We start from the raw sequence: 18,398 nt of genomic DNA on the forward strand, positions 1-18,398 counted from the left end.
ATCGAACCGCATCAAACTTTGAGTGCCCAGGAACTCAAGCGGCGCATCTGTGATTACTTTGGCTGCACATTGCTAGAGCCACTCGCAAAACAAGTCTCTTAATCCTGCACTAGGTTTACATTTCCCATCGTTCTGCCCTCAAGCTTTGCCCTTGAATTCACCTTCTGCTTATCTTTTGGTTTCTCACGGAAGCCGCGATCGCCGTCCGCAGATTGCTGTCGAAGCCTTGGCACAACTGTTGCGCGATGCTTGGCCGCAGCCTGCTCGATCGACTGCTTCCGCTCATGGCGCGATCGCGCTGCTGTCTCCTCCGGTCACACCTTGGATTGCAACCGCTGCCTTGGAACTTGCGCCTCAACCGCTGCACGAGCAGATTCAACACGCTGCTCAACAAGCGTTCGCCCAAGGCTATCGCCGCTTGGTGATCTTGCCGCTGTTTTTGCTGGCGGGTGTGCATGTGCGCGTTGATCTACCTGCCGAAGTGAAGCTCGCTCAGCAAGCTTTAGGAGATGCGATCCGATACGGATCAGCTTCGCTGGCCGCGCAGCGCTCCCGGAACGGTATCGCGAGCTTGCGGAACGGTATCGATCTGCATCTGTGTCCGCATCTTGGCAGTCACGCCGGATTAGAAGCGCTGCTTGCCCAGACCTTTGCCGAATTTCCGCAGGCTACCGCTCGCATTTTGCTTGCACATGGCAGCCGCCGCACTCCGGCCAATCGCCAAATCGCAAGTTTAGCCGATCGCTTACAGGCAGTTCCCGCCTACTGGTCGGTTGCGCCCAGCCTGAGCGATCGCATTGCCGAACGAGTAGCAGCAGGCGATCGCGAAATTGCGATCGTGCCCTACTTTCTGTTTGCGGGCGGCATCACGGATGCGATCGCCCAGTCTGTCCAAGAACTGTCAACCCAATTTCCTGACTGCAAGCTGCATCTGGCCGCTCCGCTCGGCGCAACTCGTCAACTTGCGGAAATTGCGATCGATCTGCTCACTTCCTAAAAATCCCCATCCATCAACCCCCAATCTCTCAATATGCAACAAGTCGGCAAAGTTTACCTCGTTGGTGCTGGTCCTGGCGATCCGGGTTTGTTTACGCTCAAAGGAAAAACGCTGCTGGAAATGGCCGATGTCGTCGTTTACGATGCCTTGGTGAGTTCGCAAATTTTGGCAATGATCAATCCGCAGGCCGAACAGATCAACGCAGGCAAGCGGCGCGGCAGACATTCGCTGGTGCAGGACGAAATCACCCAGGTTTTGATCGACAAAGCGCAGACCAGCGCGATCGTGGTGCGGCTGAAGGGCGGCGATCCGTTTGTGTTTGGGCGCGGCGGCGAAGAAATGGAAGACTTGGTGGCGGCGGGCGTTCCGGTCGAAGTCGTTCCCGGCATCACATCGGGGATCGCCGCTCCCGCCTATGCCGGAATTCCCCTGACGCATCGCGCTTTCAGTTCCTCGGTGACGTTTGTGACGGGACACGAAGCCGCAGGCAAATATCGCCCTGAAGTAAAGTGGCAAGCGATCGCCCAAGGTTCAGAAACGATCGTGATCTACATGGGTGTTCACAACTTGCCCTACATCATCGCCCAGCTTGAAGCCGCCGGACTAGCACGCGAGACACCGATCGCCCTCGTGCGCTGGGGAACCAGAACCGAACAGGAAGAACTGATCGGCACGCTGGAGACGATCGTGACGCAAATTGAAGCCACTGGCTTTAGCGCACCTGCGATCGCCGTGATCGGTCAGGTCGTCAATCTGCATGAAACGCTGGCAGGTTGTCGTCCTCCCGTTTGGGCAGAAGCGTTGCCTGCGGGCTAGGGCGTGTTTTCAAAGCTCCAAAAGAGGTGCATCGTTTGCGATCGATCCCCCTGTCCCCTTAGCAAGGGGGACTTTGAGGATGAATCCCTCCTTGTTATGCGGTGGGGAGGATCAAGCGGGTTTGAAGCACGGCCTAGCTGTCTTCTGGCTAAAGGTGAAAAACGAATATCAGCCAAGAAGGATGCCAATTTGCAGCGGTTGTGACAGATTGGATTTGCTGAAATTTCGTTTGGATTTATGCGATCGCGCTTCCTTTCACTGATCACCGCAATCGGCTTGAGCCTTGCCGTGTTGCCCGCTCAAGCGCAGGTGAACGACCGACAAACCAATGCTCTCGTCGAAGCACTGCGGCAAGCTGCACCGCAAACAGGCCGAACTGACGACGGACTATACAGCGAATGGCAGGTGATGCCGGGAAATATCGGGCGCTGGTCGCGCTCGTGCATTGGTCGCGAACTGTCGCCCAGTCAGTTTGAAACCAGTCCTGCCACTGCCCGCAGCATTGTTGCCTGCGTCATGCGTGACGTGCTGCAAGCCGAATATCGCAACAGTGACGACGAAGCGATCGCCGTTCGTCGCGCTGCTGCTTGGTGGATGACCGGAGATTCCAGCCGCTACAATCGCCCGGAAACCAGAGACTACACCAATCGCGTCCTCAGCCTGTATCAACAGCAAATTGGCACGGCAACGGCGCAACAGCCTTCTACCCAGTCAACTTCGCGATCGCAAAGCACCGCCTTCGATCGCTATATGCGAGCCGGATATGCGGCGACGAACGCCCGCGACTACCCGACCGCACTGCTGTATTTTCGCCGTGCGATCGATGAACGCCCAAACAATCAATATGCACAACAGGCCATTCAAAATGTGGAACGCTATCTTCAGCCGCAATAATTTCGATCGACTGCTGATCGCCGCCCTGTTCAGCATCCTTCCTGCTCCGATCGCGTCTGCTCAAGTGCAGTGGACAGAAATCACCACGAACGCAGCGGGCGATCGCTTCCTGGTCGATCAAAACTCGATTCAGGTCAACGGCAACAGCGTTTGGTACTGGCAATATCGCGACTTTCCCCAGCCCAACAACGCCTTTGTCGAAGAAGAAATCTCCCAGCCTGTCCACGGCGTCATGCTCTACCAGTCCGCCGACTGCACTTCGGGAGTCGAACGCCTCCGCCGCCTCACCGTCTTCGGCCAAAATCGCCAGGTCCTCCAGCGATTCAACTACGGTGAATCCGGCAGTCTCTCACAACCACAACCAGGAAGCAGCGCAAATGCCGTGCTGCGGTATGTGTGCGATCGAGCAGGCGGAGAAGAGTTAGGGGGAGGTTAGGCGCTAGGGCGTGTTGCAAAGCTTTGGAAGGAGTGGATGAGGTGCGATCCGGTACAGATCAACAACGCTAGCCGCGAAGCGCTGTCCGCAGGCATCGCTCCCCCTCAATCCCCCTTGATAACCCGGACATTGAGCGGTGGTTCGGCTCCCTCCTTGCTAAGGAGGGTTGGGGAGGATCAGAAAGTTTGAAATTACGTCCTAGGGTGTCGGCAAGAGGCAGATGAGAATAGAATCAAAGCTAAAAAATCTCGATCGCCCAGCCTTAATTTCGCATTAGTACCCCTCTTACTTTCCCTTATCCAGATCGCCTCCAAATCCAGCTATTCTACTGAAAAGACAGCAGTAACAAGGCGCAATCGATTTCCAGCCGCATCTCCTATGGCAAGACTCTTTGATTTGCTCGTTCAAGGCGGTCCCGTCATGATTCCGCTCGTCGGCCTTTCGGTCGTCACGATCGCCTGTGGCCTCGATCGCGCCTGGTTTTGGTTTCGACTGCTCAAACAAGAAGACCGGATCGTCCACGATGTCCTCGAAGCTGCCCGCTACGACCTTGACGAAGCCGCCGCGATCGCCGCTCGTGCCGAGTCCCTGCCGATCGGACGCTATCTGCTCGCGCCCCTGCGACTCAACCACCCCACGCCAGAAACCTTTCGGCTGGCAATGGAAGCCGCAGGCGATCGCGAATTTGCCAAAATGCGACGCGGCGACAAATTCCTCGAATCCGTCGTGGGCATTGCACCGCTGCTCGGACTGCTCGGCACTGTCACAGGATTGATTATCACCTTTACCAACCTCAACATCGGCGCAGGTTCATCCGCCGCAGACACCTCTAGAGCCGCAGCCGGAATTGGCGAAGCCTTGATTACCACAGCAGGCGGCATGATTGTCGCGATCGTCGCGCTGGCAATCTTTCGCGTCCTCGTCAGCCTGCAAGCCAATCAGATTGACTACTTTGCCGAAGTCGGCAGCGAACTTGAACTGATCTACCGACAGGTCTGGTATGAACCCCTGATGCCCGATCGCCCGCCCAACGGCACGATCGATCGATCGCCCCTTCCCGCCGCAGAACGCTAAATCCATGCGCTTCAAATCTCAACGCCGCAGTTCACAAATGCCCGAAGTCAATCTTGTCCCGATGATGGACGTGATCATGGCAATTTTGACGTTCTTCATCATCGTGTCAATGACGCTGACCAGCCAGCAGTCCGTCAACGTCACCCTGCCCAGTGCCGAATCAGGCGCATCCGCCACTGACCTGCCCGACCCCTTTGTAGTCGGACTGAACCAGCAGCGGCAAATCATCCTCAACAGTCAGCCCGCCACCGAAGCCCAGCTCCTTCAGCAGATGCAGGCATATCTAGCCAGCAATCGTGAAGGCGTGATCGTCCTCAAAGCCGACAGAGGACTGGCCTATCAAGAAGTCGTGCAGCTTTTGGGCAAAATGCGTGATGTCGGTGGCGATCGCGTTTCGCTGGCGATCGAGAGTTAGGGCGTTCTTTCAAGCTTTAGCAGGAGTGGGATCCCCCTGTCCCCTTGATAAGGGGGACTTTGAGGGGCGGTTCGGCTCCCTCCTTTTTATGGGGTTGGGGAGGATCATGCGTTGAATCGCGATCGCGTCCTGACGCTTAAATCAGCATCAACCTCACAGCTAAATCAGCATCAACCTCACAGCAATCCTCGATAGCGAATAAAGATTAAAATTGCCGCCCACGATCCCAAAGCTACCTTGACGGCAACCAGGATGTTGAGAATCGGCACGACGCCGCCGCTGATCAGCGCTCCGAGTTCACCGTGCGGCAGTTCATATCCTGCTAGCGTAACGACTGACAGAACAACGAAAATCAGTACCGAAATTTTTTCCCAAGCCGCTGCGTGCCAGCGCTGGTAAAGTGCCTGCATCCATTCGGGTGAAGACGTAATCGCTACCAGACCGATCGCCGTGCCACCTGCGACGCCCGCCGCAAAGCCACCCCCCGGACTGAGATGTCCGCGAATGGCGAGTTCGATGCCGACTAGAGCGGCGATCGTTGCGCCCAATCGCGCCAAGACGATCGACGGCTGGTCGTTGAACTGGTAGATCGCGCAGGAAGGTCGCTCGTTTGCCAGCAGGAAGCTACAGCCCATGATTGCGATCGTAAACACGACCACTTCAAAAATGGTGTCGTAGAGACGATTTCTAAAAATGATGCCCGAAACCGCGTTCGGCACACCGCTATCTTGCACAACCGCCTCAACGATCGACTGAGCAAAATCCGGCGCGGGATTCGGCATCATCAAAATTTTGACAAACAGCGCAATTCCGGCTGCGATGTAGAGCCACTTCATTTTTGCTTCTCCGCTGGCGCAAGTACATAAGTCAAATGGGTGATGCTTGGAGTCAGATCGCTCTGCATGATGTCGTAGAGCCGCTGCACTCTAGTTGCTGTTTGGTAGGAGTCGCGATCGCCCTGCGGCGTACAGGCAGCGTGAATTTCTTTATCCATCAGCGCTCGCTCTAACGCCTGTGCCGTTGCGTAGGGAACCAGTTCCAGCCGCAGATGATATTTGTCAAAGATTCGGCGGAAGTCGTCGAGTAGCTGTCCCAGTCGATCGCTCGGCTGAGCAGATTCAGCATCCAGAACGCCCAGCCGCAGTACGAGCGACGATCGAACAGCGATCGCGTACAGCATAATTGCCAGCAGCGTTCCGACCAAGGCTTCGGTCAAGGCGACATCTGCCGCACCCAAAACGGCGTAGATCAAGGCAGACGCGGCTCCCAATAATCCGCGAATGACGAGCGCATGATAGGGATTGGTTTGAAAGACGAGCATCGAGGCGGCGATCGGCATCAGGGCGATGATCCCGTAGAGATAGCTATCCGTCATGGCTGACCTCACTGGAACAATAAGCCAACACATAGCCCAGCATGGTGTTCCACAGCATCAAAGAAAGAATCGCAAGAATGAGCAGCGGCCACTCGCTCGGAATTCTTAATAGCAACCCAAAAATGATGCTCATTGAACCGAGCGTATCGGCAACTGAAAGGCTGTGTAGCTTAAAGAGAACCGATCGCTTGCGGAGCAAATGTGGCGTTCCCCAAAACCAAAAAACTAATCCCAAACCGATGCAGGCGTAGCTGAAAATGTTAATAATCATTGTGCTTTTCTACTGCGCTTCTTTGGTGGAGTAGCCCATTCTTTTCAGAATTTGTGCGAGCAGCATAAATCCAGCATTGCCAACGCTCATGATAATTACGCCGGCCACGCCGACCATCCAGTCATCTCGCAACACAGATACGATCAAGATCACAACAGACGCTTTGCTAGCGAAGCTAGAGAGCGCCACCATTGTTTGCCAAATATCTTCATCTCTCCAGGCTTGGTAAAGCGGAATTAGCATGGCAAATAGCATCGCAAACACAATAAAAGTCATGCTCTTTTCTTCTCCTGGACTCGATGCACTTCATACCAGCCATCTTTGCGATAGTTCACCACAATTGTTTTGGGCGTGAAGGTAATTAAAAAGATGTCGAGAAATATCAGTCCTGGCGATCGCCCCGGCTTCACTCGCTCTAGAACAATTGCTTCCTCGTTGTGCGGACGCAGCATCATCTGAAAAGCTTCAACATACGCTTGCGGAATCGCGACGATCGCTTCTCCAATTGCCCGAAACCAATCTTTGAGTGAGCCTGTTGCTCGATGGTGATGAGGAAGCACCAGAGCAATCACGATACCAATGATGATATTTGTCACGCTAAAATTTGCCGTGAGCAAAAACCAAATCACCAGCCGCAATATGACATTGAGATATCCAATCATGGAAACACCATCCAAAACAGCGCGACTAACATCAAAGCCATCATTCCAATCAAATCTTCAAATCCTTCCAGCAGTCGCGGCAGCTTGAGGATCGATCGCTGAAAAATGAGCAGGTATGCAAGCCATCCAAGAGCAATTGTCGCTAGGGGTTTCACAATATTGGCCAGTGTGTAGGCGTCGTAGTAAGCAATATTGGCGATGAATAATCCGCCGATGAGCAAAACGATCGCTGCCCAAAAGCCCATCCCGACTTTTGCTTCTCCACCGCGCGGCAAAAAGATAAACTTGGCGAACGAAATTGCCGTTCCTAGTGCCGCAATATTCATGCCGATCGCCTGCCAAGGCAGCAGGTTTTTCATGGTCAGAACTTTCGCGCCAAAACCCGACAGCAGGGGAAATCCGGAAATGGAAAAACTCGCCATGACAAGGGCAATCCAGACAGGAGTGGCGATCGATTTTTGCTGTAGATCCTTGAAGCTACGGCTCGGTAAAATTCCTGCAATTAAAAATAGCGCTGCCTTCACAAAACCGTGTGTGAGCGCATAAAAGCCGCCGACTTCCGGTGCAGCTAAAATAAAGCCAATTTGCGAAACGGTGTGAAAGGCCAGCATCCGCTTTGTATCTTTTTCAAAGACAGCATAGAACACGCCTAGAAGTGCCGTCGCCACGCCGAAAATGCGAATTACCGGATCAAATTCTTCTAGAAATAAAGCGCAGCGCACAAGGGGAAATACGCCTGCTTTGACTACAACGCCGGAAAGCATTGCCGAAACAGGTGCCTCTGATTCTGAGTGCGTCATTGGCAGCCATAAACCAGAAACGAAGATGCCGCCTTTCACAAGAAGTCCTAGAAAGATTAGAGCGATCGCTTCTGGAGGTGCGCCTCGCAAACCTTCATAGCTAAACGAATGGTTTGCTTTGTAAACCAGAACTGCTCCAACCAAGTAGAACAGCATGGCAATATTGCTGGTGAACAGATAGCGCAGACCAACCCAGATCGATCGATCGGTTCTAGGATAGGCAATCAGCAAAAATGCGGCGATACTAATGACTTCTAAAGCAACATACAAACTCATAAAATCAGCACAGGCAAAGGCCGCATTGACGCTGCCGTGCAGAATGATTGTTTGTGCGTAGAAAAAGGCTGTTTTGCCGCTTTGCCAACAGTAAGCAATGACCGCTGCTGTCACTAAAGCATTCGTTAAAATGAAGTAGCCAGCGAGCGGATCAAGAATTAACGTTACACCAAAATTATCGAGCAGTTGCAGATTAATTGGCGACGATTCCGCAAATAGCCAAAGCGCAAAGGCACTCGACGTGAACGCCGTCATGAGCGCCAGGTATCGATCGAGTTTGGGCAGCAGGTAGATGACGAATCCCACAAAAAATGGCAAGCCAATCCAGGCGATCGAAATGCTGCTCATAGCGTGTTGCTCTTTTCAATCTCGCTCGTTTCAATCTCGCTCGTTTCTAAAGTCGGATTGTCTCGCGCCAGCTTCATGACGCCCACTAGCATTAAAGCCTGAATGGAAAAGCCAATCACGATCGCCGTTAAGATGACTGCTTGCGGAACTGGATCGGCATAGGAAATATTTTCAACGTCTGAAATAATCGGCGTAAACAAACCATCTCGTGATGCAATCAGTACGTAGTAAGCAATTACGCCCGTACTCATTACATCCATTGAAATAATTTTCATTACCAGATTCTTCTTCAACAGCGTGCCGAAGAATCCGCATATAATTGTTGCCAGGACGAATGCTTCCAGCATAAAAATTGCCTGCTTAGTTGAGAACAATCGACACTTCTCTAAAAGATTCTGCCTCTTTAATTTGCAGCTTGAACGACTTTGAAAGATCTTGAGTTTGCTTGCATAATTTGTCAGGTAGATTAAGCGAAGATGGATAAAATTTAATTAAATTGTTTGCCTTAGCTCGATCGCCAGCAAACTAGCTAGCTGGTTTTTTAGGCGTTTTTCCCTAGGCAAACAGAAACCTCACTTCAGAAGCGCAATTCACTTCATGAGCAAAAGGTAGTCTGCGCGATCGCCTCAAACGACGCCCAAAAGACTAGTATACATAGATTATTAATGATGATTCATAAAGAATCTATAGTAATTTTATGATACTTGATCTCGTTCGCTCTGACGAGTCTTTCAATCATCAAGATCAAGCAAGGGTAATAATTAATTATTTCTATACAACTTTCCGATTCAGCGGAACCGATTGCAAAGTGCCGCCTCGCCTTGCTTGAACGCAATTGAGCAGTCAACACCAGCCCCGAAGAATTATTGATCGTCCAGACACCAAGCCAAAATCACCAGCGCGATCGCTCCCAAAAGCCAGCGAGAAGGATGCAGCAAGTTGAGCAAATCGATCGGCAGCTCAATCACAAAATTGATAAACAGCAAGCTCAGCAATACAAAGACGAAAAGCACAGCCATCGATCGCTACTCCTCATACTCAGTATCAATTTCAATTTCTAACGTTTCTTCATCCACTCGGATGTACAAAATATTCGGACGACAGCAAACCTGACAGTCTTCTACATATGACTGCTGACTGCCTGCACTCAAATCAATAAAGGTCAAATTCGATTCGCCACAGTAGGCACAAGAATATTCAGCCGTTGTTTGCATTTTGTTAGAACAAATGAACTATACTGTCAGTGCAGCACTTCTGAAAGTAGATGAATCTTGAACTTCACATGCCGCTTTTTCACTTTATCGAGAACTATCAAAAAGCTTACGGCAACACGCCGACGATTGAAGAGATGATGAGGGCAACTGGCAAAGGACATGGAACGGTTCAAAACAGTCTAAAGCGTTTAGAAGAAGCGGGTTATCTTCGTCGTCACTCTCATAAAAAAAGCCATATTGAGATTCTCAAGCCTAGTCGTCTAGGTGTGCCGATTCGGGGAGAAATTGCCGCAGGCTATTTAAGTGATGCCTGCATCAATACCACTGACTATTTAATATTTAGCGCTCCTTGGCTTGAAGAAACCGATTTTGCACTGAAAGTTTCAGGTGACAGTATGAGCGGCGATGCGATCGCAAATGGAGCATTTGTGATCATGCGAGCTGTTCCGAATGGGTATCAGCCCAAACAGGGTGAGATTGTTGCTGCTTGGGTAGAAGGTTTTGGAACAACACTCAAGCGATTTTATCGACAAGGTGATTTGGTAACACTACAAGCATCAAATCCTGCCTATGAACCAATTCAGCTTAATCTACGCGAGCATGAGTTGCAGATTCAGGGCATCTGGATTTCAACCCTACACGGCAGGGCAAACCTACTCACCAGTTCCTAACGTCTCGCCTGAACAACCTGTAAGCTTCCACCAGCATAAAGCGTTTGTTTTGCTTCTTGAAATCCGATTTCTATCAGTAGCTTGACAAGATCGGTTTGAATTAGATTCCAGGCAGTTTCAGTTTCAAATAAAAACAGAAATAGCGACAAACCTGGAATGAAAATCAGGTTGGTTGGCTGGTGAAAATCCACAAAGGTAAAAATGCCGTTTGGCTTCAAGACGCGATGCACCTGCTGAAGAATTTCGCGCAGTTGATCGGGCTGCATTTCATGGAGCGCAACGCTAGTGTGCACCAGATCAAAACTACTATCAGCAAACGGTAGTTCTTCCGCAAAACCTTCGACAAACTTGGCAGCAGGAACATTGTGACGGGCACGATCGAGCGATCGCACTGAGGCATCCAGTCCAATTACCTTGCCGCTTCCGGTTCCCGACTGAGCGAGTCGATCGACTAGAAACTGAGTGGCTTGTCCGCTGCCGCAGCACAAATCGAGAATTTGCAAATTTGGCTGAAATTGAATTCCGCTCAAAGTCAATTGTCGAAAGCGGAATTCTCCGCCAACTGCGATCGCCGCAAGACGAGAAAAACCGTCATAAATCCACTGGTAGCGATAGCTTAACGGCCTTAAAAACGTTGCCATAGTTAACCTAAAATTGACGTTTTGCAAAAACGGTGGAGGCAAGTGTCAGCAGCAAAATCATGTAGATCAAGGCGTAGACAGCACTGCTGATCAGCTCGATCGCGCCTGGTAAAACTTGCAGGCCATAAACTGCTTGATTTTTCAAATCGAGTCGTGACAAATCGGGCAGCAGCAAATAAAGACCCTGCATAAGCTGCTGAAGCTGCGGATTCTCTGAAAGTCTGCCAAAACTGATTAGATCGCGAGTCAAATTTCCCATCAGATACATCGCGAAGGTCAATAATGCAGCCAGCAGCGAACTTGTAAAAACACCAAATAAAATTGCTGCCGCTGCCACTAGCGACAGTCCAAAAATCTGATACAGCGATGCGAGCAACAAAGGTGCTAGTGAATAAGAAACCTGGCGAAAATTGAGCACCAATAAATTGATCAACGTCATTGCTGCAACCAGAACGGCTAGCACTGTCGAGAGGCCAAGATGCTTGCCAAAAATGAATTCAGCGCGGCTAATTGGCTTTGCCATTAAAACAAGTACAGTGCGCTTTTCTATTTCTTTATTCACTAAGCCTGTGCCAACAAAAATGGCGACAACCAAGCCTAGAATTTCGATCGCCGCCAGCCCCAGATCTAGCAGGATTTTTCCATCGGTTCCGGCAGAAACTTCGGGTAGTAGAATCGCCGCTGCCACCAACAGCAGCGCAAATAGCAAGATGATGTAGAGTGCGCGATCGCGAATCACTTCTCGAAACACATTGACTGCAATTACAAAAACGCGATTAGGATTCACTTCGACCTCCACAGCTTTTTGTCTGTTCACATTTTCGCAGACGACAGCTTAGCGATCGCGCAGCACTTCGACCAGTGCCGCCAAATCATTTTTGTCAAACACGGTGATTCGGCCTGTATAAGAAATTCCATTGCGCCCCGGAGCCAATTCCAGCCAGTAGGCAAAGCGATCGCCTTCGCGCAATTCACCTTGCAAAGCGGCCAGCAGCGGTGCATTTTGATTTTGCGCCTGACTCAGTTCGATCGCGGTTGGATACTGATAAACCAACTGTGAGATGGCAAAATCCTGCTGAATTTCTACGCCGTAAATCGATCGCAATGCGCTTTCGAGGCGATCGCGAGTCACGCCGTCGATCATGTCAAAAAAGGCAATTTGTTCGCTGCGGATGATGCCTGCACCGCCAATGCCCGCTCGTCCGGGCGGCTGTGTGGAAGCCTCGAAGCTAAATCGCCGTGCTGCCGTATCGCTCTTTTGCACCCGCAGCGTTTCTCTGGCGGCAGGCTGCAAAGTGGGATTGGCGCGAATCCAGGCGATCGCTTCTTGCACGGTTTGTCCTGGAAGGGCGATCGCACAGCTACCGCTTGCCAGCCACAGCACCACTCCCAATCCGCCACACAGCCCAATCTTCATGCCGCCTCCCGATTTGCGATTCCAAAATTTGAGTACCTTTTAGTATCCGCAGTTTCGAGGCAAAATCAATCATCTTGCTTGAATCGCTCCGACGCCGACAAATTCGCTTGTGCATTGCGGCGCAGCATATCGGGCTTGATGCGCCGGAGCGCAGAAGCAGGAAAGCGGCGATCGATCGCTTCATCGCTAATCTCCGCTAGTTCCGCCAAAGTCGGCGCGACGTTCCAAGGATACGGCTGAAAATCCGATTCGTTTGTGGGTTTGGCAAATCGCTGATTCCAGGGGCAAACATCCTGGCAGATATCGCAGCCTGCGACCCAGCCTTGCATGTGCGGAGCGATCGCATCTGGCAAGCTTTCAGCGCGGTTTTCGATGGTGTGATAAGCGATGCAGCGATTCGCATCCACCACAAACGGCTCGGTAATTGCTCCGGTCGGACAGGCTTCAATGCAGCGCGTACAGGTTCCGCAATGCTCGGTGTGTGGGCCATCGGGCGTTAGTTCCAGGTTCGTCAGCACTTCACCTAGAAACACCCAGGAGCCGAATTCGCGAGTAATCACATTGCTGTTTTTAGCAATCCAGCCGATTCCCGCCTGCTGTGCCCAAAATTTTTCTTGAATCGGGCCAGTATCGGCGTAATAGCGAGCTTCAACGCCGTCCGCCTGCGCTTCAAGCCACTGTCCGAACGCCTTGAGTTTTTTGGTCAAAATTCGGTGATAGTCTCGTCCCCAGCCGTAGCGGGAAATTTTGGCGTATTCTTCACCGTCCGGGCGATCGTGGCGTCCCGGAACGGTATCAACTTCAGCATAATAATTGAGTGCCACGCAGATAATCGATCGCACACTCGGCAAAACCTGCCGCAGATCTTGCCGACGCGGATTCGCCATCCAAGCCATGTCTGCCTGATAGCCTTGATCAAGCCAAGCATTCAGCCTGGAAACCGCTTGCTGTTCGGCTTCACTGACAGTATTGATCGAGACGATTCCTACCTTGTGAAATCCCAGCGCGATCGCTTGCTGTTTAACCTGAGCGCTCTCGATCGACATGATTCCATCCGCAAAATCTGCTGTCTATTGTGATTGCTACGGCTGCAAATGTGTCTGAAGAAGCGGGGAAATCTTTCGATCGACACATTAGAAATTCTCATCGCACTTGATAAGCTCAAAGCAACTGTTTTGTAGCGCAAGAAACCGTAATGACCGACGTATCTGAGGGCCAAACTATCCGCGCAACCGCGATCGATCGTGATGTTGAACCGCTCAGCATCGAAGGGCTTTCTGAGCCGACGATCTTGCGCTACTTTGAGGCGATGAATGCAGGTGATTACGCGACGGTTGCGAGCCTATTTGCCGTTGAGGGCGCGATGAATCCGCCGTTTGAGTCGTCGATCGTGGGGCACGAAGCGATCGCTGCCTATCTCGACCAGGAAGCCAGAGGAATGCGGCTGCAACCGCGTCAAGGCGTGGCTCAGCCGCTTGATGCAAACACGCTCGAAGTCACCGTGACGGGCAAAGTTCAAACGCCTGTGTTTGGCGTGAACGTGAACTGGATTTTCGTTCTCAATGATCAAAGCGAAATTACTTTGGCACGAATCAAGCTGATTGCATCGCCGCAAGAGCTTCTGAGTCTGCGGCGTTGAGGCGATCGCGGTTGGTTCGATCGCCCCTCATGCTTGCCTACCGTCCTGCTGCCGTTGGCATTCCCAAAATGTCTTCAATGCGCGGCATTTCCTCAAGGGAAATCACGCGACCTTCATCTTCAAATCCTTGAATTTGATCGAAGTTGAGGTACTGATAGAGATTTTCGGCGAACGGGTTGATTTTGTTGGAGACGATCGCCCCATACTCCTCCACAGTCGGAATTCGTCCCAAAAGGGCGCAAACCGCCGACAGTTCCGCCGAACCAAGATACACTCTTGCGCCTTTGCCCATGCGGTTGTTGAAGTTGCGCGTCGAGGTCGAGAAAACGGTGGCATTATCGGCCACACGCGCCTGATTGCCCATGCACAAAGAGCAACCGGGAAGCTCCATGCGTGCGCCTGCTGCGCCAAACGTCGCGTAAACGCCTTCTTCCTTGAGTCGCTGTTCGTCCATCCGAGTCGGCGGACAAACCCACATTCGACCGCTGACAGGGGCTTCACCTTCAAGGACTTTGGCAGCGGCGCGGTAGTGACCGATGTTCGTCATGCAAGAGCCAATGAAGACTTCATCGACGCGATCGCCCGCCACTTCTGAGAGCAATTTCACGTTATCGGGATCGTTCGGGGCAGCCACGATCGGTTCTTTAATCTCGTTCAAGTCGATCTCGATGACTTCGGCATATTCAGCATCGGCATCGGCTTCCATCAAAACAGGATTGGCGAGCCACTGCTCCATCTTGGCGACGCGGCGGAGAATCGTGCGGGCATCGCCGTAGCCGCGAGCGACCATGTTTTTGAGCAGAGCGACGTTCGATCGCAAATACTCGGAAACCGTTTCGATGCTGAGCTTGATCGTGCATCCGGCACACGATCGTTCTGCCGTCGCGTCCGTCAGTTCAAACGCCTGCTCCAGCTTCAGATCCGGCAATCCTTCGATCTCCATAATCCGACCAGAGAAAACGTTTTTCTTATTTTGCTTCTCGATCGTCAGCAGACCTTTTTGCATCGCTACATAAGGAATCGCATTCACCAAGTCGCGCAGCGTCACGCCTGGTTGCAGTTCACCTTTGAAACGCACCAGCACGGATTCCGGCATATCCAGCGGCATCACGCCCAAGGCAGCGGCGAAAGCCACCAAGCCCGATCCGGCAGGAAAGGAAATTCCCAAGGGAAAGCGCGTATGCGAATCGCCGCCCGTTCCAACCGTGTCGGGCAGCAGCATCCGGTTCAGCCACGAGTGGATGATGCCGTCACCGGGACGCAGAGCCACACCGCCGCGAGACTCGATGAAGTCTGGCAGTTCGCGATGCGTCTTAATATCGACAGGTTTGGGATAGGCGGCAGTGTGGCAGAAGCTTTGCATCACCAAATCCGCGCTGAAGCCGAGGCAGGCCAATTCTTTCAGTTCGTCCCGCGTCATGGGGCCAGTCGTGTCTTGCGATCCCACAGTGGTCATGATCGGTTCGCAGGATGTGCCGGGGCGAACTCCGGGCAGACCGCAGGCTTTGCCGACCATTTTTTGAGCGAGGGTGAAGCCTTTTCCGGTATCAGCCGGATCGCTGGGGCGGACGAAGACCGGATTCGGTTCGAGTCCCATTGCTGCGCGGACGCGATCGCTCAAAGTCCGCCCAATCAGCAGCGGAATCCGTCCGCCTGCTCTCACCTCATCCAAAATCGTGTCCGGCTTGAGGCTGAACGTCGAGATCACTTCGCCGTTTTTCGTGATTTCGCCTTTGTACGGATAGATCGTGATTACGTCGCCCGTTTCCATTTGGGAGACATCGCACTCGATCGGCAACGCGCCCGAATCTTCTGCCGTGTTGAAGAAAATCGGCGCAATTTTGCCGCCCAAAATGAAACCGCCCGATCGCTTGTTCGGCACATGCGGAATGTCTTGCCCGATATACCAGAGGACGGAGTTGATTGCAGATTTGCGCGATGATCCGGTTCCGACAACATCGCCAACGTAGGCGATCGCGTGACCTTTCTGCTTGAGTTGGGCGATCGTCTCCAGCGATCCGGGCTGACGCGATTCCAGCATTGCCAGCGCGTGAAGCGGAATATCCGGGCGGGTTGTGGCGTGTTGTGCGGGGGATAGATCGTCCGTGTTCGTTTCGCCCGGAACTTTGAAGGCTGTGAGGGTAATCGCTTCCGGCAGGGTGGGACGACTGGTGAACCATTCGGCATCTGCCCAAGATTGAAGCACCTGCTGAGCGTAGGAGTTGCCTGCATCTGCGAGTTCTTGAACGTCGTGTAGAGCATCGTAGACGAGCAAGATTTTTGAGAGGGCGATCGCTGCCGCGTGTGCAATCTCGCGATCCTCAGCCTTCAGCAAATCCACAAGGGACTGCACGTTGTAGCCGCCCATCATCGTGCCCAACAGTTCAACCGCCTGAAGCGAATCGATCAGCGGACTGGTGGTTTCACCCTTGGCGATCGCCGTCAAAAATCCGGCTTTCACATATGCGGCCTGATCAACTCCGGGCGGAACGCGATCGCTGATCATTTCTAGCAGTGCCGCTTCTTCTCCAGCAGGCGGATTTTTCAGCAGTTCACAAAGCTCGGTTGTTTGCTCGGCAGTTAACGGTAAGGGCGGGATTCCCAAAGCCGCCCGCTCTGCCACCTGTTCGCGATAAATCTCCAGCATCTCAAAGGCTCTCCACGCACAAATTCACTGAATGCAGTTTCGCAGTCGATCGATACATTTCGCAACTTCTACCCTAGCGCGATGAACCCAAGATGAATGCCGCTCGCAACGGTCGGAAACCCGTCAAACTTCAAGATATTCTGACAATTGATGAGTCACGCAAACAGAGGGGACGATCGGCGCTCAGCCTCAACTCAAGCGATGTAATTGAGGCAGTTTTCGCTCGGTGAAATTGCCGGATGATTGGCTCGATCGAACCTGGCAAAATTGAGTATTTGGAGATGGCGATCGCCCCTGATAATCCAATTGACTCAGGTGAGCCGCTATGACATTCGCATCTGCAACGATATCTTAGGAAAAGAAGCTGTTTCGTTGGGCTAGGCGCATCATGTCAACGGGTGAATTTTCCGACTCGCCTCCAAAATCCGCTGCGACGGCTCGCCGGATTAACTTGTTTACCATGTTCCGGCTCGGTCTATTTCAGATGGGGCTGGGAATTTTGTCGCTGCTGACCTTGGGCGTTTTGAATCAGGTGATGATTTCAGAACTGCGCGTTCCCGGCACGATCGCTGCGCTTGCCCTTGCCATGTATCAGTTTATTGCTCCAGCGCGAGTCTGGTTCGGCCAACTGTCCGACGCCAAACCGATCGCCGGATATCACCGCACAGGCTATATCTGGACTGGCCTTGCGCTACAAATCATCTGCCTGTTTGCCGCTGTACAAGTTGTGTGGCAACTGGGAGCCAGCACCGTCGATGGCTGGACGATCGCCAGCACAGGCTGGGCGTTCTTGCTCGGTGGCATGTTCGCGCTCTACGGCTTGTGCATTAGCGTTTGCGCGACGCCGTTCACCGCCTTACTCGTCGATGTTTCGGATGAAGACAATCGATCGAAACTGGTCGGCATCGTTTGGTCAATGCTGATGGTCGGCATTGTTGTCGGCGCGGTGGTGGGCGAACGACTGCTCGAAGGGATCACGCCGGATTTGCTTCAGCCTCGGATTAACCGACTGTTTACGATCGTGCCGATCGCCGTCGCCGTGATTGGCATCCTCGCCACAGTCGGAGTTGAAAAAACCTACTCGCGCTTTGCCAGTCGATCGACCGTCGATCGCGAAGACAAAATCACGCTGGGCGCAGCGTTGAAAATTCTCACGGCCAGCCGCCAAACCGGATTATTTTTCGGCTTTTTGCTGGTGATGACGATCAGCTTGTTCTTGCAGCAGCCCGTACTGGAACCGTATGCGCGAGAAGTGTTTGGTATGTCGATCGGGGAAAGCGCCGGACTCAACAAATACTGGGGCTACGGCATTTTGGTCGGCATGGGGATCACCGGATTTCTAATTGTGCCGCGCTTGGGCAAACAGCGCACCGCTCAGCTTGGCTGCTGGTTTAACGCCGTTTGCTTCTGTTTAATTATCTTGGCCGGATTCACCGCTGACCAAACGCTGCTCAAAAGCGCAGTCATTCTGTTTGGCCTTGCCTCTGGCGTTCTCACCAACAGCGCCGTCAGCCTCATGCTCGACTTGACGGCAGCAGAAACGGCAGGAACCTTTGTTGGCGCATGGGGGTTAGCGCAGGCACTTTCGCAGGCCAGCGCAACGGTTGCAGGCGGTGCACTGCTCGATCTCGGTCGCAGCCTGTTTACCAACACTGCCGCCGCGTTTAGCTTGGTGTTTGCCTGTCAAGCGATCGGCATGGTTCTTGCGGTCAGCATTCTCCGCCGCGTCAATGTGCCGGAATTTCGCGCTCAATCGGGCAAGGCGATCGCTGCCGTCCTAGAGCGCGAACTCGACTAGGACAGCA

23 protein-coding genes are annotated in these 18,398 nt (G+C 52.6%); 9 read left to right on the forward strand and 14 right to left on the reverse strand.

Annotated features, from left to right (window positions below; translation table 11 throughout):
* Nucleotides 1-151 precede the first annotated feature (151 nt).
* The 6 genes from H6F67_RS08365 to H6F67_RS08390 all read left to right on the forward strand — a co-directional run bounded on the left by H6F67_RS08365 (nt 152) and on the right by H6F67_RS08390 (nt 4,632).
* Nucleotides 152-997 carry a sirohydrochlorin chelatase gene (locus tag H6F67_RS08365; protein WP_190765246.1) on the forward strand — a complete coding sequence of 282 codons (846 nt, stop codon included), beginning with the start codon at nt 152-154 and terminating at the stop codon, nt 995-997.
* Nucleotides 998-1,030: 33 nt separating this feature from the next.
* The gene (cobA, locus tag H6F67_RS08370) at nt 1,031-1,813 is read left to right on the forward strand and encodes a uroporphyrinogen-III C-methyltransferase (RefSeq protein ID WP_190765248.1); all 783 of its coding nucleotides are present in this window, start codon (nt 1,031-1,033) and stop codon (nt 1,811-1,813) included.
* Nucleotides 1,814-2,050: 237 nt separating this feature from the next.
* Nucleotides 2,051-2,707 carry a hypothetical protein gene (locus H6F67_RS08375; protein WP_190765250.1) on the forward strand — a complete coding sequence of 219 codons (657 nt, stop codon included), beginning with the start codon at nt 2,051-2,053 and terminating at the stop codon, nt 2,705-2,707.
* A complete protein-coding gene (locus tag H6F67_RS08380; protein ID WP_206753899.1) occupies nt 2,679-3,143 on the forward strand; it encodes a surface-adhesin E family protein in 465 nt (154 codons plus the stop codon). Before H6F67_RS08375 ends, H6F67_RS08380 begins: the two co-directional genes overlap by 29 nt.
* Nucleotides 3,144-3,521: 378 nt before the next feature.
* Nucleotides 3,522-4,217, forward strand: a complete 696-nt coding sequence (locus H6F67_RS08385; RefSeq protein ID WP_190765252.1) for a MotA/TolQ/ExbB proton channel family protein — start codon at nt 3,522-3,524, stop codon at nt 4,215-4,217.
* Nucleotides 4,218-4,221: 4 nt separating this feature from the next.
* Nucleotides 4,222-4,632: a biopolymer transporter ExbD gene (locus H6F67_RS08390; protein WP_190765254.1), complete on the forward strand. Its 411-nt coding sequence runs from the start codon at nt 4,222-4,224 to the stop codon at nt 4,630-4,632.
* A 176-nt stretch (nt 4,633-4,808) separates the two neighbouring features.
* Here the strand turns inward: H6F67_RS08390 and H6F67_RS08395 are convergent, their stop codons facing one another.
* The 9 genes from H6F67_RS08395 to H6F67_RS08435 form a co-directional block, all read right to left on the reverse strand.
* Nucleotides 4,809-5,468: a Na(+)/H(+) antiporter subunit B gene (locus H6F67_RS08395; protein ID WP_190765256.1), complete on the reverse strand. Its 660-nt coding sequence runs from the start codon at nt 5,466-5,468 to the stop codon at nt 4,809-4,811.
* A complete protein-coding gene (locus H6F67_RS08400; protein ID WP_190765257.1) occupies nt 5,465-6,007 on the reverse strand; it encodes a DUF4040 domain-containing protein in 543 nt (180 codons plus the stop codon). The genes H6F67_RS08395 and H6F67_RS08400 overlap by 4 nt, the downstream gene beginning before the upstream one ends.
* Nucleotides 5,997-6,275, reverse strand: coding sequence for a monovalent cation/H(+) antiporter subunit G (locus H6F67_RS08405; RefSeq protein WP_190765384.1), 279 nt, complete (start codon nt 6,273-6,275; stop codon nt 5,997-5,999). The genes H6F67_RS08400 and H6F67_RS08405 overlap by 11 nt, the downstream gene beginning before the upstream one ends.
* A 12-nt stretch (nt 6,276-6,287) precedes the next feature.
* Nucleotides 6,288-6,554: a hypothetical protein gene (locus H6F67_RS08410; protein WP_190765259.1), complete on the reverse strand. Its 267-nt coding sequence runs from the start codon at nt 6,552-6,554 to the stop codon at nt 6,288-6,290.
* A complete protein-coding gene (locus H6F67_RS08415; protein WP_190765260.1) occupies nt 6,551-6,940 on the reverse strand; it encodes a Na+/H+ antiporter subunit E in 390 nt (129 codons plus the stop codon). Before H6F67_RS08415 ends, H6F67_RS08410 begins: the two co-directional genes overlap by 4 nt.
* Nucleotides 6,937-8,364, reverse strand: a complete 1,428-nt coding sequence (locus tag H6F67_RS08420; protein ID WP_190765262.1) for a cation:proton antiporter — start codon at nt 8,362-8,364, stop codon at nt 6,937-6,939. The genes H6F67_RS08415 and H6F67_RS08420 overlap by 4 nt, the downstream gene beginning before the upstream one ends.
* Nucleotides 8,361-8,711: a cation:proton antiporter subunit C gene (locus tag H6F67_RS08425; RefSeq protein WP_190765264.1), complete on the reverse strand. Its 351-nt coding sequence runs from the start codon at nt 8,709-8,711 to the stop codon at nt 8,361-8,363. The genes H6F67_RS08420 and H6F67_RS08425 overlap by 4 nt, the downstream gene beginning before the upstream one ends.
* A 516-nt stretch (nt 8,712-9,227) precedes the next feature.
* Nucleotides 9,228-9,383 carry a hypothetical protein gene (locus H6F67_RS08430; RefSeq protein ID WP_190765266.1) on the reverse strand — a complete coding sequence of 52 codons (156 nt, stop codon included), beginning with the start codon at nt 9,381-9,383 and terminating at the stop codon, nt 9,228-9,230.
* A gap of 6 nt (nt 9,384-9,389) precedes the next feature.
* On the reverse strand, nt 9,390-9,578 hold the full coding sequence (locus tag H6F67_RS08435) for a CPXCG motif-containing cysteine-rich protein (protein ID WP_190765268.1): 189 nt from the start codon (nt 9,576-9,578) through the stop codon (nt 9,390-9,392).
* 50 nt (nt 9,579-9,628) lie between these two features.
* On the opposite strand from H6F67_RS08435, the gene lexA reads away from it, so the two are divergent.
* Nucleotides 9,629-10,249 carry a transcriptional repressor LexA gene (gene lexA / locus H6F67_RS08440; protein ID WP_190765270.1) on the forward strand — a complete coding sequence of 207 codons (621 nt, stop codon included), beginning with the start codon at nt 9,629-9,631 and terminating at the stop codon, nt 10,247-10,249.
* On the opposite strand, the gene H6F67_RS08445 is transcribed toward lexA, so the two are convergent.
* The 4 genes from H6F67_RS08445 to queG form a co-directional block, all read right to left on the reverse strand.
* The gene (locus H6F67_RS08445) at nt 10,246-10,890 is read right to left on the reverse strand and encodes a class I SAM-dependent methyltransferase (RefSeq protein WP_190765272.1); all 645 of its coding nucleotides are present in this window, start codon (nt 10,888-10,890) and stop codon (nt 10,246-10,248) included. The genes lexA and H6F67_RS08445 overlap by 4 nt on opposite strands.
* Before the next feature lie 7 nt (nt 10,891-10,897).
* Nucleotides 10,898-11,677, reverse strand: a complete 780-nt coding sequence (locus H6F67_RS08450) for an ABC transporter permease subunit (RefSeq protein ID WP_190765274.1) — start codon at nt 11,675-11,677, stop codon at nt 10,898-10,900.
* Nucleotides 11,678-11,725: 48 nt separating this feature from the next.
* The gene (locus tag H6F67_RS08455) at nt 11,726-12,307 is read right to left on the reverse strand and encodes a hypothetical protein (protein WP_190765276.1); all 582 of its coding nucleotides are present in this window, start codon (nt 12,305-12,307) and stop codon (nt 11,726-11,728) included.
* A gap of 65 nt (nt 12,308-12,372) precedes the next feature.
* Nucleotides 12,373-13,353 carry a tRNA epoxyqueuosine(34) reductase QueG gene (queG, locus tag H6F67_RS08460; RefSeq protein WP_190765278.1) on the reverse strand — a complete coding sequence of 327 codons (981 nt, stop codon included), beginning with the start codon at nt 13,351-13,353 and terminating at the stop codon, nt 12,373-12,375.
* 149 nt (nt 13,354-13,502) lie between these two features.
* On the opposite strand from queG, the gene H6F67_RS08465 reads away from it, so the two are divergent.
* Nucleotides 13,503-13,946, forward strand: coding sequence for a ketosteroid isomerase family protein (locus tag H6F67_RS08465; protein WP_190765280.1), 444 nt, complete (start codon nt 13,503-13,505; stop codon nt 13,944-13,946).
* Nucleotides 13,947-13,983: 37 nt separating this feature from the next.
* On the opposite strand, the gene acnB is transcribed toward H6F67_RS08465, so the two are convergent.
* Nucleotides 13,984-16,593, reverse strand: coding sequence for a bifunctional aconitate hydratase 2/2-methylisocitrate dehydratase (gene acnB / locus H6F67_RS08470; RefSeq protein WP_190765282.1), 2,610 nt, complete (start codon nt 16,591-16,593; stop codon nt 13,984-13,986).
* Between the two features lie 388 nt (nt 16,594-16,981).
* On the opposite strand from acnB, the gene H6F67_RS08475 reads away from it, so the two are divergent.
* Nucleotides 16,982-18,391: a BCD family MFS transporter gene (locus tag H6F67_RS08475; RefSeq protein WP_190765284.1), complete on the forward strand. Its 1,410-nt coding sequence runs from the start codon at nt 16,982-16,984 to the stop codon at nt 18,389-18,391.
* Nucleotides 18,392-18,398: the final 7 nt, after the last annotated feature.

Source organism: Microcoleus sp. FACHB-1515 (assembly GCF_014696105.1).
In the GTDB taxonomy this organism is placed as follows: Bacteria; Cyanobacteriota; Cyanobacteriia; order Elainellales; family Elainellaceae; genus JAAUTJ01.

Bases quoted from the DNA above. Each gene is read 5' to 3' on its own strand.
- cobA (WP_190765248.1), top strand. From the start codon at position 1,031: ATGCAACAAGTCGGCAAAGTTTACCTCGTTGGTGCTGGTCCTGGCGAT.
- H6F67_RS08375 (WP_190765250.1), top strand. From the start codon at position 2,051: ATGCGATCGCGCTTCCTTTCACTGATCACCGCAATCGGCTTGAGCCTT.
- H6F67_RS08380 (WP_206753899.1), top strand. From the start codon at position 2,679: ATGTGGAACGCTATCTTCAGCCGCAATAATTTCGATCGACTGCTGATC.
- H6F67_RS08385 (WP_190765252.1), top strand. From the start codon at position 3,522: ATGGCAAGACTCTTTGATTTGCTCGTTCAAGGCGGTCCCGTCATGATT.
- H6F67_RS08390 (WP_190765254.1), top strand. From the start codon at position 4,222: ATGCGCTTCAAATCTCAACGCCGCAGTTCACAAATGCCCGAAGTCAAT.
- H6F67_RS08395 (WP_190765256.1), bottom strand. From the start codon at position 5,468: ATGAAGTGGCTCTACATCGCAGCCGGAATTGCGCTGTTTGTCAAAATT.
- H6F67_RS08400 (WP_190765257.1), bottom strand. From the start codon at position 6,007: ATGACGGATAGCTATCTCTACGGGATCATCGCCCTGATGCCGATCGCC.
- H6F67_RS08410 (WP_190765259.1), bottom strand. From the start codon at position 6,554: ATGACTTTTATTGTGTTTGCGATGCTATTTGCCATGCTAATTCCGCTT.
- H6F67_RS08415 (WP_190765260.1), bottom strand. From the start codon at position 6,940: ATGATTGGATATCTCAATGTCATATTGCGGCTGGTGATTTGGTTTTTG.
- H6F67_RS08420 (WP_190765262.1), bottom strand. From the start codon at position 8,364: ATGAGCAGCATTTCGATCGCCTGGATTGGCTTGCCATTTTTTGTGGGA.
- H6F67_RS08425 (WP_190765264.1), bottom strand. From the start codon at position 8,711: ATGCTGGAAGCATTCGTCCTGGCAACAATTATATGCGGATTCTTCGGC.
- H6F67_RS08430 (WP_190765266.1), bottom strand. From the start codon at position 9,383: ATGGCTGTGCTTTTCGTCTTTGTATTGCTGAGCTTGCTGTTTATCAAT.
- H6F67_RS08435 (WP_190765268.1), bottom strand. From the start codon at position 9,578: ATGCAAACAACGGCTGAATATTCTTGTGCCTACTGTGGCGAATCGAAT.
- lexA (WP_190765270.1), top strand. From the start codon at position 9,629: ATGAATCTTGAACTTCACATGCCGCTTTTTCACTTTATCGAGAACTAT.
- H6F67_RS08445 (WP_190765272.1), bottom strand. From the start codon at position 10,890: ATGGCAACGTTTTTAAGGCCGTTAAGCTATCGCTACCAGTGGATTTAT.
- H6F67_RS08455 (WP_190765276.1), bottom strand. From the start codon at position 12,307: ATGAAGATTGGGCTGTGTGGCGGATTGGGAGTGGTGCTGTGGCTGGCA.
- queG (WP_190765278.1), bottom strand. From the start codon at position 13,353: ATGTCGATCGAGAGCGCTCAGGTTAAACAGCAAGCGATCGCGCTGGGA.
- H6F67_RS08465 (WP_190765280.1), top strand. From the start codon at position 13,503: ATGACCGACGTATCTGAGGGCCAAACTATCCGCGCAACCGCGATCGAT.
- acnB (WP_190765282.1), bottom strand. From the start codon at position 16,593: ATGCTGGAGATTTATCGCGAACAGGTGGCAGAGCGGGCGGCTTTGGGA.
- H6F67_RS08475 (WP_190765284.1), top strand. From the start codon at position 16,982: ATGTCAACGGGTGAATTTTCCGACTCGCCTCCAAAATCCGCTGCGACG.